15 protein-coding genes and 1 riboswitch are annotated in these 15,529 nt (G+C 37.9%); all 15 genes read left to right on the plus strand.

What is annotated here, in order from left to right:
* Positions 1 to 22: 22 nt before the first annotated feature.
* Entirely contained in the window at positions 23 to 1,252 is a 1,230-nt protein-coding gene (locus FW781_RS12345; protein ID WP_149387826.1) for an efflux RND transporter periplasmic adaptor subunit, read from the plus strand.
* Positions 1,253 to 1,387: 135 nt separating this feature from the next.
* Positions 1,388 to 2,269 (plus strand): bestrophin family protein, encoded by an 882-nt coding sequence (locus FW781_RS12350; protein ID WP_149387712.1) that lies wholly within the window; start codon positions 1,388 to 1,390, stop codon positions 2,267 to 2,269.
* Positions 2,270 to 2,285: 16 nt separating this feature from the next.
* A complete protein-coding gene (locus tag FW781_RS12355; RefSeq protein ID WP_149387713.1) occupies positions 2,286 to 3,182 on the plus strand; it encodes a cation diffusion facilitator family transporter in 897 nt (298 codons plus the stop codon).
* A 17-nt stretch (positions 3,183 to 3,199) separates the two neighbouring features.
* Complete coding sequence (locus tag FW781_RS12360) at positions 3,200 to 3,619, plus strand: Fur family transcriptional regulator (protein WP_077413546.1); 420 nt, start codon at positions 3,200 to 3,202, stop codon at positions 3,617 to 3,619.
* Positions 3,620 to 3,997: 378 nt separating this feature from the next.
* Complete coding sequence (locus FW781_RS12365; protein ID WP_394349728.1) at positions 3,998 to 5,647, plus strand: heavy metal translocating P-type ATPase; 1,650 nt, start codon at positions 3,998 to 4,000, stop codon at positions 5,645 to 5,647.
* 592 nt (positions 5,648 to 6,239) lie between these two features.
* Positions 6,240 to 6,602, plus strand: a complete 363-nt coding sequence (locus tag FW781_RS12370; RefSeq protein ID WP_149387715.1) for a hypothetical protein — start codon at positions 6,240 to 6,242, stop codon at positions 6,600 to 6,602.
* A 175-nt stretch (positions 6,603 to 6,777) separates the two neighbouring features.
* Positions 6,778 to 7,053: a YHS domain-containing protein gene (locus FW781_RS22440; RefSeq protein WP_172625718.1), complete on the plus strand. Its 276-nt coding sequence runs from the start codon at positions 6,778 to 6,780 to the stop codon at positions 7,051 to 7,053.
* Positions 7,040 to 7,717 carry an SCO family protein gene (locus FW781_RS12380; RefSeq protein ID WP_149387716.1) on the plus strand — a complete coding sequence of 226 codons (678 nt, stop codon included), beginning with the start codon at positions 7,040 to 7,042 and terminating at the stop codon, positions 7,715 to 7,717. Before FW781_RS22440 ends, FW781_RS12380 begins: the two co-directional genes overlap by 14 nt.
* Positions 7,718 to 7,898: 181 nt before the next feature.
* A complete protein-coding gene (locus FW781_RS12385; protein ID WP_149387717.1) occupies positions 7,899 to 8,573 on the plus strand; it encodes a superoxide dismutase in 675 nt (224 codons plus the stop codon).
* Positions 8,574 to 8,577: 4 nt separating this feature from the next.
* Positions 8,578 to 8,946: a hypothetical protein gene (locus tag FW781_RS12390; RefSeq protein ID WP_228720193.1), complete on the plus strand. Its 369-nt coding sequence runs from the start codon at positions 8,578 to 8,580 to the stop codon at positions 8,944 to 8,946.
* A 200-nt stretch (positions 8,947 to 9,146) separates the two neighbouring features.
* Positions 9,147 to 9,977 carry an MbnP family protein gene (locus FW781_RS12395; protein WP_149387718.1) on the plus strand — a complete coding sequence of 277 codons (831 nt, stop codon included), beginning with the start codon at positions 9,147 to 9,149 and terminating at the stop codon, positions 9,975 to 9,977.
* Positions 9,970 to 11,019 carry a cytochrome-c peroxidase gene (locus tag FW781_RS12400; RefSeq protein WP_149387719.1) on the plus strand — a complete coding sequence of 350 codons (1,050 nt, stop codon included), beginning with the start codon at positions 9,970 to 9,972 and terminating at the stop codon, positions 11,017 to 11,019. The genes FW781_RS12395 and FW781_RS12400 overlap by 8 nt, the downstream gene beginning before the upstream one ends.
* 12 nt (positions 11,020 to 11,031) lie before the next feature.
* On the plus strand, positions 11,032 to 11,979 hold the full coding sequence (locus FW781_RS12405; RefSeq protein ID WP_149387720.1) for a transporter: 948 nt from the start codon (positions 11,032 to 11,034) through the stop codon (positions 11,977 to 11,979).
* 91 nt (positions 11,980 to 12,070) lie between these two features.
* A riboswitch (cobalamin riboswitch) is annotated at positions 12,071 to 12,256 on the plus strand.
* A 109-nt stretch (positions 12,257 to 12,365) separates the two neighbouring features.
* A complete protein-coding gene (locus tag FW781_RS12410; RefSeq protein WP_149387721.1) occupies positions 12,366 to 14,399 on the plus strand; it encodes a TonB-dependent receptor plug domain-containing protein in 2,034 nt (677 codons plus the stop codon).
* Positions 14,396 to 15,529, plus strand: a complete 1,134-nt coding sequence (locus FW781_RS12415; RefSeq protein ID WP_149387722.1) for a YncE family protein — start codon at positions 14,396 to 14,398, stop codon at positions 15,527 to 15,529. The genes FW781_RS12410 and FW781_RS12415 overlap by 4 nt, the downstream gene beginning before the upstream one ends.

Here is a 15,529-nt window from a genome sequence, read left to right on the forward strand (position 1 = left end):
CAGACAAAATACATTTTTACTTATGAAACTCAACTATAATATCATTCCTCTTATCCTGACTTGCCTCTTACTCACAAGCTGTGGAAAAAAAGAAGCTGCGGAAGAAAAAGCTCCTGAAAAAACTGAACAGAAAGAGGCGGCACATGAAGAAGCCCCACAAACGATTGCTTCACTTACAGAAGAGCAGATGAAATCTGTAGGAGTAGCTTTGGGAGCCATAGAAATGAAAGAGTTAACATCCACCATCAAAGCAAATGGGTTGTTGAGCGTTCCCAACAGCAATAAAGCAACCATCACTTCCCTGTATGGAGGAATCATCAAAACCATCAATATTCAGGTAGGAAGTATTGTGAAAAAAGGGCAGATCATTGCTACCATTGCCAATCCGGAATATATCCAGCTTCAGGAAGATTATCTGACCACAAATAGCAGAATAACCTATGCAGAGCAGGAGTACAGAAGACAAAGGGAACTTTTTGATAATGATGCCGGAGCGAAGAAGAATCTTCAGAGTGCCGATGCTGAGCTTAAAACATTAAGAACAAAAAGAGCTTCCCTGTTAAAACAACTTCAGATGATGGGAATAAGTCCGGGAAAAGTAAGCAACGGAAATATGAAATCCGGTCTGGTTATCACAGCACCTATCAGCGGAACGATCAGCAGCATCACCGCACAGATCGGAAGCTATGTAGATATTTCTTCTCCTGTTGCAACTGTGATTGATAACGGTTCCATTCATCTTGATCTTCAAGTGTTTGAAAAAGATCTTCCGAAAATGAGAGTAGGGCAGATTGTTCACTTTAAACTGACCAACAATCCGGAAACAGAATATGATGCTAGAATCTACAGCATAGGATCTTCTTTTGAAAATGAAAGTAAAACGATTTCCATGCACTGCGAAGTGATAGGAAATAAATCTGGTCTGATTGATGGAATGAACATCACCGGAATTGTAAGTCTTGATAAAAGTACAACGCCTGCAGTTCCTACTGAAGCTATTGTAGAAGCAGATGGGAAATATTACGTGTTTATTCAGACCGATAAAAAAATGGAAGAAGAACACGAAGACAAAGGAAAGCCACATGCGAAAACCTTAAACTTTGAAAAAATAGAAGTGGTAAAAGGAACTTCCGATATGGGCTATACCGCGATAACTCCGGTGGGAAATATTTCAGACAATGCAAAAATTGTTGTGAAAGGAGCTTTTTTTGTAAATGCTAAACTGGTGAATTCAGGAGAGCACGAACATTAATGAAAGCAGCCGGAACCCGTAGAATGTCGATTTTTATCCTTAAATTAGAGCTGTTTACAGAATTTGTTATTGAATAAAAAACGGCAGGAAAAAAGTAAAGATTATCTCACCGAATTTTTAATAAATGACTTGATTATGTTACTAAACAAAAAAATATCAGTCTGGTATTTCATCCGTGAAATAAAAACCCAAATTCTGTTCATCGGAATATTTGCCATTGCTATTGGTCTTCTGGACGAGCTGCCATGGTTTCGCAAGATCTCGCTGCCTTTGAATATTCCAGCATTGCTGGGAACAGCAGTATCATTGCTCTTAGCATTCCGTACCTCCCAGTCCTATGAAAGATGGTGGGAAGCCAGAACAGTCTGGGGAGCTGTTGTAAACGATTCCAGGACTTTTGTGAGACTGGTTATTCAGTTTATGCCTGCCGGAGATGATAAAATAATAAAAGATTTTGCCGAAAGACAGATCATCTGGACCTATGCACTTGGAGAATCTCTGAGAAAACTTCCTTTTTCTGAAAAAGTTCAGCAGTATCTTGATAAGCATCAGATCAAAGGAGCAAATATTCCCAACGCTATTCTGGGCGAACATTCCAGACAGCTGAAAGAAACTGCAGGCTCCAAAGGACTTACAGATTTCCAACAGATGCAGCTCAATGATATCATCACAAGGCTCTGCGACAGTATGGGAAAATGTGAAAGACTGAAAAATACAGTTTTCCCCCGTTCTTACAGCGTTTTAGTTCATATTTTGATCTATGTTTTTGCTGCCATACTTCCATTTGGGCTTGATGACTCACAGTTACTGGTAGAAATTGCGATTACTTTCCTGGTTCCGGTGACATTCATTGCGATTGAAAAAACATCCATCATCATGCAGGATCCGTTTGAAAATGGTCCCGTAGATACTCCAATGACTTCGCTGGCGCAGACCATAGAGATCAATATCAGACAAATGATCGGTGAGCAGAATGTTCCCGCTAAAAAAGAAAATACATCCTATTATGAAATGTAATTAAACCATACACCATATGGAAAGTACACCAAAACAAACCGTTTCTGCGGGAAGCAGACATAAAAAGAACCTCCTTATCGTACTCTGCCTTAGCGGAACCTATCTCATTGCTGAGGTAATAGGAGGAATAGTGACCAACAGTCTTGCGCTGTTAGCTGATGCAGCCCATATGCTGACAGACGTTGTAGGATTGTTATTGGCATTTATTGCCATTAAAATAGGAGAAAGAAAAGCAGATCCTTCCAGAACATATGGTTATTACCGAACAGAAATATTAGCAGCCGTAATCAATGCGGTAGTTTTATTGGCTATTTCGATCTATGTTTTGTTTGAAGCCTACCAGCGCTTTCAAAATCCACCCGAAGTACAAAGTAAATCAATGCTGATTGTAGCCGGAATCGGATTGATTGTCAACATTGTCGGAATGATGATCCTGAGAAAAGACTCAGAAGGCAGTCTGAATATGAAAGGCGCTTATTTTGAAGTACTTTCAGATATGCTTACTTCAGTTGGAGTAATGATTGCCGGAGTAATTATGCTTACAACAGGCTGGTACTATGCCGATCCGTTGATTTCAGCAGCAATTGGATTATTGATCTTTCCAAGAACATGGAGACTGCTGAAAGAAGCAATCAATGTTTTACTCGAAGGAACCCCTAAAGATGTAGATATCCATGAACTTCGTCAATCATTGGAGAAAACTCCCGGAGTGAAAGATGTTCATGATCTGCATGTGTGGTCGCTTACATCAAGTGTCAACGCGATGAGTGCTCATGTCGTAAAAGATACCGGATATTCTCAGAATCAATTATTAAAAACATTGACAGATACTACTATGAATAATTTTAAAATCAGTCATACAACTTTTCAGATAGAAGAGGAAGGCTATGAAGAAAATGAAGTACATCTGTAAAACTTTAAAATCGTACAATGAAAAAAGATATAGAACACAAGCTCATTGATAAAAATACCAAACCCACAAGTATGAGGATTCTGGTATATGATTTCCTAAGCTCTCAGGAAGCCGCTTTATCCCTTTCGGAAATAGAAAATTATTTTGACAATGCTGACAGAATTACCATCTACAGAACATTGAAAACCTTTGAAGAAAAAGGAATTGTTCACAGCATTCAGGAAAATACAACCACGAAATACAAGCTATGTGAAGACGATTGTGATGAAAAAACACACAAAGACTGGCATCTGCATTTCTACTGTAAAATATGCAAACAAACCACCTGTAAAGAAGATATTTCCTTTCCGGAAAACATTCAGACCAATTTCAGGATTGACGAAATACGATTGTTTGCCAAAGGAATTTGCGAAAACTGTCTTGAAAGTTTGCAATAGCATTGCATCAGTCTCACCTTTACATTTGTATAAAAATATTCAGTTATGGAAAAATGCTGTAGTACAAACCCGGAAAAGCCAGATACAAAAGGGCACAAACATCATCACGAAGAAGGAGACGGACATGACCATGATGGCCATGATCACTCTCACGACTCGGGAAATCAGACGGTCTTTCAGATGTTTCTTCCGGCCATTATATCCTTTATCATCTTATTATTGGGAATTGCCTTTGATAACTATATAAAACCTGCATGGTTTACAGGCTGGGTACGGTTAATATGGTTTTTGGCAGCTTATATTCCTGTAGGATTTCCTGTATTGAAAGATGCTTACAAGAGTATCATCAAGGGAGATGTGTTTTCAGAATTCTTTTTGATGAGCATCGCAACTATTGGAGCTTTCGCCATTGGAGAATACCCTGAAGGAGTAGCGGTGATGTTGTTTTATGCCGTAGGAGAAGTATTTCAGTCTATGGCGGTGACCAGAGCCAAAGGAAACATAAAAGCATTATTGGATCAGCGTCCTGATGAGGTAACGATTATGGAAAATAATCAGCCCAAAACGATAAAAGCAAAAGAAGCCAAGATCGGTGATGTTATTCAGTTGAAACCCGGTGAAAAACTGGCTTTGGATGGAGAACTGCTTTCTGATTCAGCTTCCTTCAACACAGCAGCTTTAACAGGAGAAAGTAAACCTGATACCAAAAATAAAGGTGAAGTTGTTCTTGCCGGAATGATCAACATGAACAGTATTGCTCTGGTAAAAGTAAATACCGCCTATGAAGACAGTAAATTGAGTAAAATTCTGGAACTCGTTCAGAATGCCACGGCTCAAAAAGCCCCTACAGAATTATTCATCAGAAAATTTGCCAAAGTATATACCCCTATCGTTGTATTTCTGGCCATTGGAATCTGTTTACTGCCCTATTTCTTTGTGAGCGACTATCAGTTCAGAGACTGGCTGTACAGAGCATTGATATTCCTGGTGATTTCTTGTCCATGTGCCTTGGTGATTTCAATCCCGCTAGGGTATTTCGGAGGAATCGGAGCCTCAAGCCGAAACGGGATTTTATTCAAAGGAAGTAATTTCCTGGACAGCATTGCAGAGATTCAGAATGTCGTGATGGATAAAACCGGAACCATGACGGAAGGAGTATTCAAAGTACAGGAGGTAAGTATGACTTCGGAATTTAACAAGGAGGAAATCCTTCAGATGGTCAATGTTCTCGAAAGCAAAAGCACCCACCCGGTAGCAACAGCCATTCACAATTATGTAGGAGATATCAATCACGCCATTCCATTAGAAAATGTAGAAGAAATTGCAGGACACGGGTTGAAAGCAGTCATTAACGGAAAAGAACTTCTGGTAGGGAACTTTAAATTGATGGATAAATTTAATATCAATTATGATCTTAACCATGCCAATATTGTCTACACGGTCATCGCAGTAGCTTATGATAAAAAATTTGCAGGCTATATCACCATTGCAGACAGCATAAAAGAAGATGCCAAAGAAACAGTAGATAATCTGCATAAAATGAATGTAAAAGCTACGATGCTGAGCGGTGATAAAAGTACCGTGGTAAAATATGTAGCGGATCAGCTGGGAATAGACAATGCATTCGGAGACCTCCTGCCTGAGGATAAAGTAAATAAGGTTAAAGAAATCAAAGCTAAAAAACAAACCGTAGCTTTTGTGGGAGACGGAGTGAATGATGCACCTGTAGTTGCTCTAAGTGATGTAGGAATCGCAATGGGAGGATTGGGAAGTGATGCAACCATTGAAACAGCTGATGTGGTAATTCAGGATGACAAGCCAAGTAAAATTCCAATGGCAATCAATATAGGTAAACAAACGAAAAAGATAGTTTGGCAAAATATTATCCTTGCTTTTGCCGTAAAAGCTGTGGTTTTAGTTCTGGGTGCCGGAGGGCTGGCAACGATGTGGGAAGCTGTTTTTGCCGATGTAGGAGTAGCATTGCTGGCCATTTTAAATGCAGTGAGAATTCAGAGAATGAAATTTTAAAAAGCAAATAATAAACAAAACTAAATTATATTCAATAAAAGCTCTGCTGAACTTCAGTGGAGCTTTTGTTTTACATTATACATCATGCCAACAATTCCATTGAAATCCATATTATGCTATTGAAACTCCTGCGGAGCGACAAAGAGACTGCCTTTACTTTTCGTATAAACTATGATTGATAATTACAATTAGTATAAAAATGATACACTCAGTTTGTCATTCCGCAGGAATCTAATGACCAGTCTCATTATTATTAGTTTTAAATTTTATCAGAGATAAAATCTTCGCGCCTTAAAACAGGAAGCATTTTAAAAAACCTTGAGTCTTTGCGATTTCCAACAAAACAAAAAATATAAAAAAGCTCTGCCAAAAACATCAGCAAAGCTTTTATCAACAAGATTAAATTTTATATGAAGAACTAAATTTTTGTTTAGATCTCAAGTTTAAATCAAAGTTCGGGATAAAATTATTCCGGTAACAGGCACAGTTTTGTGTTTTTTGTGGGTAACAGTAAACAACCATAATGACATTCATCATAAATCATCTAGAAAACAGTTTTGAAATAGTATATTTGTAACACAGAACAAAATCGTTGAGGTTATTCATTTCCATATTCATCATTTTTACCATTGCATTACGTCCCGTTTTGCCATTGGTAAACTATGCAGTGAACTATGATTATATTGTGAAAAACCTGTGTGAGAACAGAAGTGTACCGCAATCAACATGTAAAGGGAAATGCTACGTGGAAAAAGAACTGGCAAAAACAGAAAAGCAATCCAATAACTCCCAAACCATAAAGATTGCCGGACTTGATGTTTTTGTTTCTCACGATATTCTTTCATTTTCATCTCAGCTAAACTCAGAATTACGCACTGAAGTGCTGGATTCGAGTTATTTTAATTCTCATTCTTCAGAATATTTTTCCAGGATATTCCATCCTCCGTTGGCTTAACTTTATTTTAAACTATATTCTTAGTTTAAGAATTGAAGATCCTTCAATTTTCAATTCAAAAATCATAAAAGATACGCTGTACAATTAAATCTGGTCTTAATTTCCTTCAATTTATAAGCTTGTGCTTTGTATCTTAAAATTTATTTAACATTATTAATTTCAATTTAACATTAAAATGAAATCTTTTATTATTTTGACCGCTGCGCTGTCAATATCATTACTGTCGTGTGCCAAGGAAACACCTCAGGTAAAGCATGCAAGCCATATGGATTCTTCCGGAAAGAAAATAGAAAATGTTCAGGTTGTGAATGAAGAAGATCCAATATGTCATATGAAAACTGCCGGATCTCTTAAAGATACAGCTGTATATAAAAATAAAACGTATGGTTTTTGCAGCATTTACTGCAAAGACGAATTCAAAAAAAGCCCTGAGAAATATGCCCAAAAATAATAAGACCAATAATAAAAGTAAGGTGATCATACCGATCGCGTTATTTGCGTTGCTTTTTCTGGGAATAGGGATAGGAATGGGGTATTTTAAAAAGAACCTTTATACCGTGATGAAAGTTCCGGATTTTGAACTGACAGATCAGAACAGCAAAAAAATCACCAATAAAGATATGTTGGGGAAGGTTTATTTGGTAGAATTTTTCTTCAGCAAATGCCCTACAATATGCCCCGTGATGAATTCCAATATGAAGGCTATTCAGAACCAGATCAATGATCCCAACTTCGGTATTGTCTCCATTAGCATTGATCCTGAAAATGATACTCCTGAAGCTTTGAAAGAACATGCCCAAAGAATAGGAGCAAAATCTCCCAACTGGCATTTCCTGACCGGAGACCGAACATACATCGGTGATCTTGCGGATAAATTTAATATCTACGTAGGTGACAAGGAAGATGAAGGAGAAAGTCTGAATCACAGCGGAATGATTGCGCTGGTAGATCAGGATGGAAATATCCGATGCAGATACAACAAAGAAAATATGCCGATTCTGTATTATTCAGGATTAAATTACGGAGATCCGGAAGGTAAAACACCTATGCTGACTGGGAAATATCACCCTGACAGAGAAATCCTGATTGAGGATATTAAGAAATTATTGAAGTAAAGATGGGAGAGTAAAGCAGGAAGATGGAAGTACTTTCTGCCAATGAAACTCTGATGATTTTTGATGTAAAGGTAAATAGAAATTGAGGAATTTATACTTTGGTGCCTATTACTTCCAGCCTTCCATCTCCCCACTTCCAGCTTTAGAAGAAAAACATTGTTCAACCATAAACAAAAACGTTATGAAGATTTTGAAAATAGCTGCTGTAACTGCAGTTTTCGCGGCTCAGTTTACACTGGCCCAGTTTAAGCAGACACCTCTGCCATATGCTTATAATGCTTTGGAAGGAAATATTGATGCCCAGACTATGGAAATTCATTATTCAAAACATGGTGCAGCGTATGCAGCCAATTTGAATAAAGCCATTGCAGGAACTCCACAGGAAAAAGAAACGTTGTTTCAGATTCTTTCCAATGCTTCAAAACTGCCTGCTGCAGTAAGAAATAATGCCGGAGGACACTACAATCACGAATTGTTCTGGACGGTTCTTACTCCTCAGAAAAATACGCAGCCTTCTGCAAAACTAGCAAAAGCCATCACTGAAACTTTCGGAAGTATGGATGCTTTTAAAGAAAAAATGAGCAAAGCAGGAGCTGACCGCTTCGGATCAGGATGGGCATGGCTTTCTGTGGATAAAAACGGAAAACTATTTGTTTCTTCAACACCCAATCAGGACAATCCTTTGATGGATGTTGTAGAGGAAAAAGGAACTCCCATCTTCGGAATTGATGTCTGGGAACATGCTTATTATTTAAAATATCAGAATAAAAGAGCAGATTATCTTAGTGCTATCTGGAACGTTACCAACTGGAAAGAAATCAGCAGAAGATATGATGAAGCTTTAAGCAAGAAATAATCTGATGAAGTTACTTTACAGCATACTTTTTACTTTTTATATGGTGCTAAGACCTTTGGTCCCATTGGTAGAGTATGCTGTAAATTATGATTATATCGTTAAAGTTCTCTGTATTAATAAAAACAGGCCGGAGATTCACTGTAACGGAAAGTGTTATCTGAGTAAAGAACTGGCTAAAACCAATGACTCAGAATCTTCACCTTTTCAGAAACTCAAAAACTCAGGACAGAAAATCCTTGATACCTATATACTGCCTGAAACAGCAGAGATTATAACTACTGAAAAACGCCTGTTTTTCAATTTCAACTTTTTCTACGAAACAGCCTATTCTTTTCTGTTTCTTACCCATATTTTCAAACCACCGGTTTTTTAGGTTATTCATATCACTATTCAACCACAAAAGTCACAAAAGCTTACATGCACTAAAAATCAAAGATTTTTAAAAAGCTTAAATGTTCTTATTATTCATAAGGTTTATCACTTAATTCAACTTAGGTGTAAAATTTTTGTGCCTTTTGTGGTAAAAAAATGCTGTTACAGCAATTCAAATTAATTCAACTTAAAAAATCAACAATGAAAATTTATAAATTTTTATCACTATTCTTTATTGCCTTTACTCTATTCTCTTTTGTAGCCTGCCAAAGCAGCAGAGATGATGATAATCCACAGGATGCCACACCCGGAAAACTTCAGATCAAATTTGAAAACGGATTTAATAATGTAGGAGATATCGTTTTGAATCAGACAGTTCAGACTTCTTCTAACGGACAGAAACATAATTTTTCCGCTTTGAAATATATAATCAGCAACATCGCACTGATAGACGAAAACGGAAATGAATTTAAATACAATGAAAACAATCCTGATAAAGGCGCTTTCATTGTAGATCAGGCAGATGCTGTTGCCGGAATTATATATCTTAATCTGGATGGTGTTCCGAAAAATAACTATAAAAAAATAAAATTCGGATTAGGTGTCAGCCAAAAAGCGTACTTGTTAGGACAGGACGGGCAGGCTGAATTCTGGACAAAAGCAAAACAGAAAGGAATGACATGGTCATGGGCTGCCGGTTATGTTTTTGTAAAACTGGAAGGAAAATACGGAACAGATTCCGCATCTAAGGAATTCATGAACCATACCGGAAATATGGGAAATGTAACGGCTAATGAGCAACCCGATCTATACCGAGAAATCACATTAAATCTTCCGACAACAGCAAGAGTGACAGGACAGATTCGTCCTTCCGTTCATATTCTGGCAGACCTGAACCAGTTTCTGAGCGGGGAAAAAGCACTTACTCTTGCCACAGCCAATGACATGTTGATGGGCTCAAACCAACACCTGATAGATGTTACCAATAATCTCACAAAAATGTTTAAAGTAGACCACGTTCACAATGATTAACTTTTCTGTTAAAAGGATACTGGTTCTGTTTGTATTGATTGTGAGCTGTATTTCCTGTTCTGATGAGGTGATTCAGCCATTGGAAAAAGATGAAGCGTATAATCTGCAGTTTCCATCTTATTTTCCGGAAATGACATTTGACAAATCAACCAATCCGGTAACTAAAAATGGAGTAGAGTTGGGAAGGAAATTATTCTATGAAGGACGACTTTCCCGAAACAATACTATTTCATGCGGGTTCTGTCATATTCAGGAAAATGCTTTTACCCATCACGGTCATACAGTAAGTCATGGAGTTGACGATAGAATCGGAATCAGGAATGCACCACCTATTCAGAATATGGCATTCTTGAAAAGGTATATGTGGGATGGTGTAATTCATAATCTGAATGAACAGCCTATCAGCCCGATTACCGATGTTAATGAAATGGACAGCTCAATACCGGAAGCTATTTCGAAGATAAAAGATGATCAGAAATATAAAAAGCTGTTCCGAGAAGCTTATGGTGATGAAACCATTACCGGAGAAAGAATTCTGAAAGCATTGTCTCAGTTTATGACTTCTTTAATTTCTGCAGATTCAAAATATGATAGATTTAAGCAGGGAAAAGAGCAGCTTACTTCAGCAGAATCTCAGGGAATGGCTTTGTTTGGACAGAAATGTGCCTCCTGCCATAGCGGAGAACTGTTTACCGATGAGAGTTTCAGAAACACGGGATTGTATTACAATACAGAATTTAAGGATGCGGGACGTTACAGGGTTACCCTTAATCAGGTAGACTGGATGAAATTTCGTGTTCCAAGTTTGAGAAATGTAGAATATACAGCACCTTATATGCATGACGGGAGGTTTTACACTTTAGAGGCTGTGCTCAATTTTTATTCAGATCAGGTGGAGGATAATACCAATCTTGATCCTCAGCTGAAGCAGAATGGTCATGTGGGAATTGCCATGAACAGCCAGGAAAAACAATCGGTTATTGCATTCCTGAAAACATTATCGGATAAAAGTTTTATATCCAATCCAAAATTTGCAGAATAATTTATAGAAAACATGAAGAAGATTATAGTGATAGTAAGTTTGATTCTGTTTAATCAGTATCAGGCGAAAATGATTGAAGACAGTGCTTATATTGCTCATGAAGCTTTTGACAGATTCGATTTTGATGATGACTGTGATGCCTGCGGCTGTGCGGCAGGAAACGGATCTTCCGGCTTTGAATCTTTATTGAATCCACAGTTTGTCGGAATCAAATATTTTGCCCAGCATTATAAAGCCAAAGAAAACTTATTTGTAAAAGACCTTACGCAGGATCAGTATTTCAATACCTTTCAGCTTTGGGGGAAGATTCCATTGACTCAAAAACTGAGTGTATATGCAAGTCTGCCCTTCCATTTTCATGAAAAGCAAACGCTGCAGGGAAATATCAGAATCAATGGAATAGGGGATATGAATCTGATGGGAATTTACCAGCTGATGAGCTCTAAAGATAATTTCCATCATCTGAGCGGAGGTTTGGGAGTGAAAATTCCTTTGGGAAAATTTGATGAAAAAGGAGTATCCGGTGTGAATCCTAGTTTTCAGTTGGGAACCGGAAGCTGGGATTATCAGGCGGCTTTGAATTATAAATTTCAGAAAAATAAAGTGGCCGTATTGGTCAATACAGATTACACCGTCAAAACGGAGAATAAGAAAAATTATCGTTTCGGAAACCAATGGAACTATGCGGCGGCGGGGTTCTATCAGGTTGCAGGAAACGGAAAATCTATTTTTTCTGTAAAGACAGGTGTTCAGGGAGAAGTCTATGCACAGAATAAACAGTTTGATGAAGCGCTGCCCAATACTGCCGGAAGTGCATTGTATGGGAAGTTAGGGTTTGAAGCCTCTTATAAAAAACTGAGTCTGGGAAGTGAAGTGATGCTTCCGATGTATACCCATTTGGCAGGAGGAGATATTGAAGCAAAATCAAGGTTCAGTATTTTCCTGAATATTGGAATTTAAACAAAACCCTTTTAAAAATCAAGTTAAAGCTCCTTTGGGAGCTTTAATTGTTTATGAATCATGTTTTTAATTGGGGGTTAGGAATAATTCTTTATCTTTGCCGAAATTTGGTGAGCCCTAAAAAGCTCTTAAAAGGGAATCCGGTGAAAATCCGGAACAGACCCGCTGCTGTAAGCTCCACACCAAGATTTTTGAAGAATATATCCACTGTTTTTTTAATGGGAAGGATTTCAAAAATGGAGTAAGTCAGAAGACCTGCCAGACAATAATCGTTTGACGCTTTCGTGGAATAAAGCTTAGGACATCAATGATTCTGTGCAGTAACAGCTGTACTTTGTCGTTGTATTCTTATATCCATTAGCGTCTTCATTATCCTAAATGAGCTAATGGCAGCAAAATTAACTACTTCTGCAATTCATAAAGCTGTTTTCACAATACTGGTGATTACATCTCAATTTTTGTCTTCTCAAACCAAGAAAAAAGACAGTGTTCAGGAAGAATCCATTAAAGGGATTAACCTTTACAAGAAAAACTTCAAAGAAATTCTTCCGGCACAAACCCTACAGGGCGAGCAGCTGGAAAGACTGAACAGCCATTCTGTAGCAGATGCTCTGAGATACTTTTCCGGGGTTCAGATTAAAGACTATGGAGGGATAGGCGGATTGAAAACCATTAACGTCCGAAGTCTCGGAAGTCAGCATGTAGGTGTTTTCTATGATGGAATTCAACTGGGAAATGCGCAAAACGGACTGGTAGATCTGGGAAGATATTCTTTGGATGATCTGGAAGAAATATCATTGTATAACGGACAGAAAAGTGAAATCTTCCAGCCGGCAAAAGACTTCGGATCTTCGGGATCTATCTATTTACAGCCTAAAACTCCTGTATTTAAAGGAACAAGAAAAACCAATCTTGTGATAAGAGCAAAAAGTGCTTCCATTGATCTCTTCAATCCTTCATTGCGACTGGAGCAGAAAATTTCAGACAGGGTTTCTGCAAGTGTCAGTGCAGAATTTATGCAAAGTGATGGGATTTACAGGTTTAGGTATGCCAAGAAATATCCTGATGGAAAACAGGCTTATGATACCATTGCAAAGAGACAGGATTCAGATATTAAAGCAAAACGTTTTGAAACTTCTTTAAATGGAACTTTAAACAACGGAAGCTGGAATATCAGAGGTTATGGCTATATTTCAGACCGCGGAATGCCGGCGCCTATTGTAAACGGACGTTTTGGAGGAAGAGGAGCGAGACTTTCTGATGAAAATTATTTCGTGCAGGCCAATCTTCGGAAAAAATTGTTCCCGAAATTTGAAACACAGCTGAAAGCAAAATTTGCCTACGATTACACTCATTTTATGGATACGGTCCGCTCGCAGCTTATTATCCGTACTGATAACACTTATATCCAACGGGAGCTTTATCTTTCCTCATCCAATATCTATTCTATCACACCCAATTGGGATGTCAGTCTGAGCGGGGATTTTCAGTACAATAATCTGGATGCCGATCTGGATAACTTTTCTTATCCTACACGTTATACAACACTGGTAGCATTGGCAACAACGTACCAGTGGAACAGATTCAAAATCCTGGGCAGCCTTTTAGGAACTTTTACTTTTGAAGAAGTAAGAAAAAATAAAAGACCCGGGGACAGCAGAGAATGGACACCCGCTGTATTTATGAGCTACCAGCCTGAAATCATTCCTGAACTTACCTTAAGAGCTTTCTATAAAAGAATTTTCCGACTGCCAACCTTCAATGATTTGTATTATACCAATATCGGAAATACCTACCTGAAGCCGGAATTTACCAATCAGTATGATGTAGGGTTTACGTACCAGAAAAATTATAAAAACCGATTCTTTACATCTTTTTATGCTAAAGTAGACGGTTATTACAACAAAGTACAGGATAAAATTATTGCAGCTCCTAACGGAAGTATGTTCCGCTGGCTGATGATGAACCTTGGATTGGTTGAAATCATAGGTGCTGACGTGAATGTTCAGGCAGAAATGCAGTTAGGGAAAGTAAAACTTAGACCATTGCTTTCCTACACTTATCAAAGTGCAAGGGATATGACTGATCCGGAGGATACATTCTATAAGAATCAGATTCCTTATACACCTTGGCATAGCGGATCATTCAGCCTGATGACAGACTATAAAGACTGGAGTTTCAATTACAGTGCAATGTATGTAGGAAAACGCTATGATGTGAACCAGGACAATATTCAATACAATTATGTACAGCCATGGTATACTCATGATCTGTCTGTTCAGAAAAAATTCAACTGGGTGAATCATCAATTTAAAGTAAGCCTTGAGATGAATAATATCTTCAACCAATATTATGATGTAGTGATCAATTATCCGATGCCGGGAAGAAATTTTAAACTTATTCTAAACTTCACCTTATGAGAAAACTAAACTTTTATTTTTTATTTCTTGTCTTAGCTTTTCTTAGTTCATGCCGTACAGATGATATTATCGTCCGTCAGGAAGTGGTAGAAGGGCTTCCTTCAGAAAATACCGCAATAAAAGGCTTCTACATGCTGAATGAAGGGAATATGGGAAGCAATAAATGTACCCTTGATTTTTTTGATTATACCAAAGGAACCTATTACAGGAACATCTATGCGGAAATAAACCCTAACGTTGTGAAAGAGCTGGGAGATGTAGGAAATGATATTAAGATCTACGGAAGTAAGCTGTATATCGTTGTCAATGTTTCCAATAAAATCGAAGTATTGGATGCAAAAACAGCTAAGCGTATTACTTCTATTCCGTTACAGAACTGCCGCTATTTAACCTTCAAAGACGGGAAGGCTTACGCCAGCAGCTATGCAGGTCCGGTAGATATTAATCCAAAAGCGCCGAAAGGAAAAGTTGTAGAAATTGATACCACTTCTCTTTCCATCCAGCGTGAAGTGGTAGTGGGATATCAGCCGGAAGAAATGGAAATTGTAGGGAATAAATTGTTTGTGGCCAATTCCGGAGGATATAAAGCCCCCGATTATGACAATACCGTTTCCGTAATAGACCTGAATACTTTTACTGAAATCCAAAAACTAAATGTTGCAATCAATCTTCACCATATTAAAAAAGATAATTACGGGGATTTGTATGTAAGCTCAAGGGGAGATTACTATAACGTTCCTTCCAGCTTATACCTTATAGATGCGGCAACGGGAATCGTTAAAAAAGATTTCCACCTTGCAGTAAGTGAAATGACGATAGTCAATGATAAACTTTATTTCTACGGAAACGAATTCAATTACAATACCCACAGTTATAAAAAGAGCTTTGGGATCATTGATGTAAAAACAGAACAGATCATCGCCAACAGAATTTTTGACAAAGAATACGAAACGGCGATTAAAACACCTTACGGAATTGCTGTAAATCCAATCACAGAAGATATCTACATGACAGACGCCAGAAATTATGTTTCCCTGGGATTTGTCTATTGCTTTGATAAAAACGGACACTTTAAATGGAAAACTGAAGGCGGAAATATCCCGGCTCACTTCACCTTTTTATACAAATAA

This window comes from Chryseobacterium panacisoli (genome assembly GCF_008274625.1).
In the GTDB taxonomy this organism is placed as follows: Bacteria; Bacteroidota; Bacteroidia; order Flavobacteriales; family Weeksellaceae; genus Chryseobacterium; species Chryseobacterium panacisoli.

Excerpts from the sequence above, each read along its gene's own strand:
- FW781_RS12405 (WP_149387720.1), top strand. The coding sequence starts at position 11,032 with ATGAAGAAGATTATAGTGATAGTAAGTTTGATTCTGTTTAATCAGTAT.
- FW781_RS12400 (WP_149387719.1), top strand. The coding sequence starts at position 9,970 with ATGATTAACTTTTCTGTTAAAAGGATACTGGTTCTGTTTGTATTGATT.
- FW781_RS12415 (WP_149387722.1), top strand. The coding sequence starts at position 14,396 with ATGAGAAAACTAAACTTTTATTTTTTATTTCTTGTCTTAGCTTTTCTT.
- FW781_RS12350 (WP_149387712.1), top strand. The coding sequence starts at position 1,388 with ATGTTACTAAACAAAAAAATATCAGTCTGGTATTTCATCCGTGAAATA.
- FW781_RS12360 (WP_077413546.1), top strand. The coding sequence starts at position 3,200 with ATGAAAAAAGATATAGAACACAAGCTCATTGATAAAAATACCAAACCC.
- FW781_RS12355 (WP_149387713.1), top strand. The coding sequence starts at position 2,286 with ATGGAAAGTACACCAAAACAAACCGTTTCTGCGGGAAGCAGACATAAA.
- FW781_RS12395 (WP_149387718.1), top strand. The coding sequence starts at position 9,147 with ATGAAAATTTATAAATTTTTATCACTATTCTTTATTGCCTTTACTCTA.
- FW781_RS12390 (WP_228720193.1), top strand. The coding sequence starts at position 8,578 with ATGAAGTTACTTTACAGCATACTTTTTACTTTTTATATGGTGCTAAGA.
- FW781_RS12365 (WP_394349728.1), top strand. The coding sequence starts at position 3,998 with ATGAGCATCGCAACTATTGGAGCTTTCGCCATTGGAGAATACCCTGAA.
- FW781_RS12380 (WP_149387716.1), top strand. The coding sequence starts at position 7,040 with ATGCCCAAAAATAATAAGACCAATAATAAAAGTAAGGTGATCATACCG.
- FW781_RS12385 (WP_149387717.1), top strand. The coding sequence starts at position 7,899 with ATGAAGATTTTGAAAATAGCTGCTGTAACTGCAGTTTTCGCGGCTCAG.
- FW781_RS12410 (WP_149387721.1), top strand. The coding sequence starts at position 12,366 with ATGGCAGCAAAATTAACTACTTCTGCAATTCATAAAGCTGTTTTCACA.
- FW781_RS12345 (WP_149387826.1), top strand. The coding sequence starts at position 23 with ATGAAACTCAACTATAATATCATTCCTCTTATCCTGACTTGCCTCTTA.
- FW781_RS22440 (WP_172625718.1), top strand. The coding sequence starts at position 6,778 with ATGAAATCTTTTATTATTTTGACCGCTGCGCTGTCAATATCATTACTG.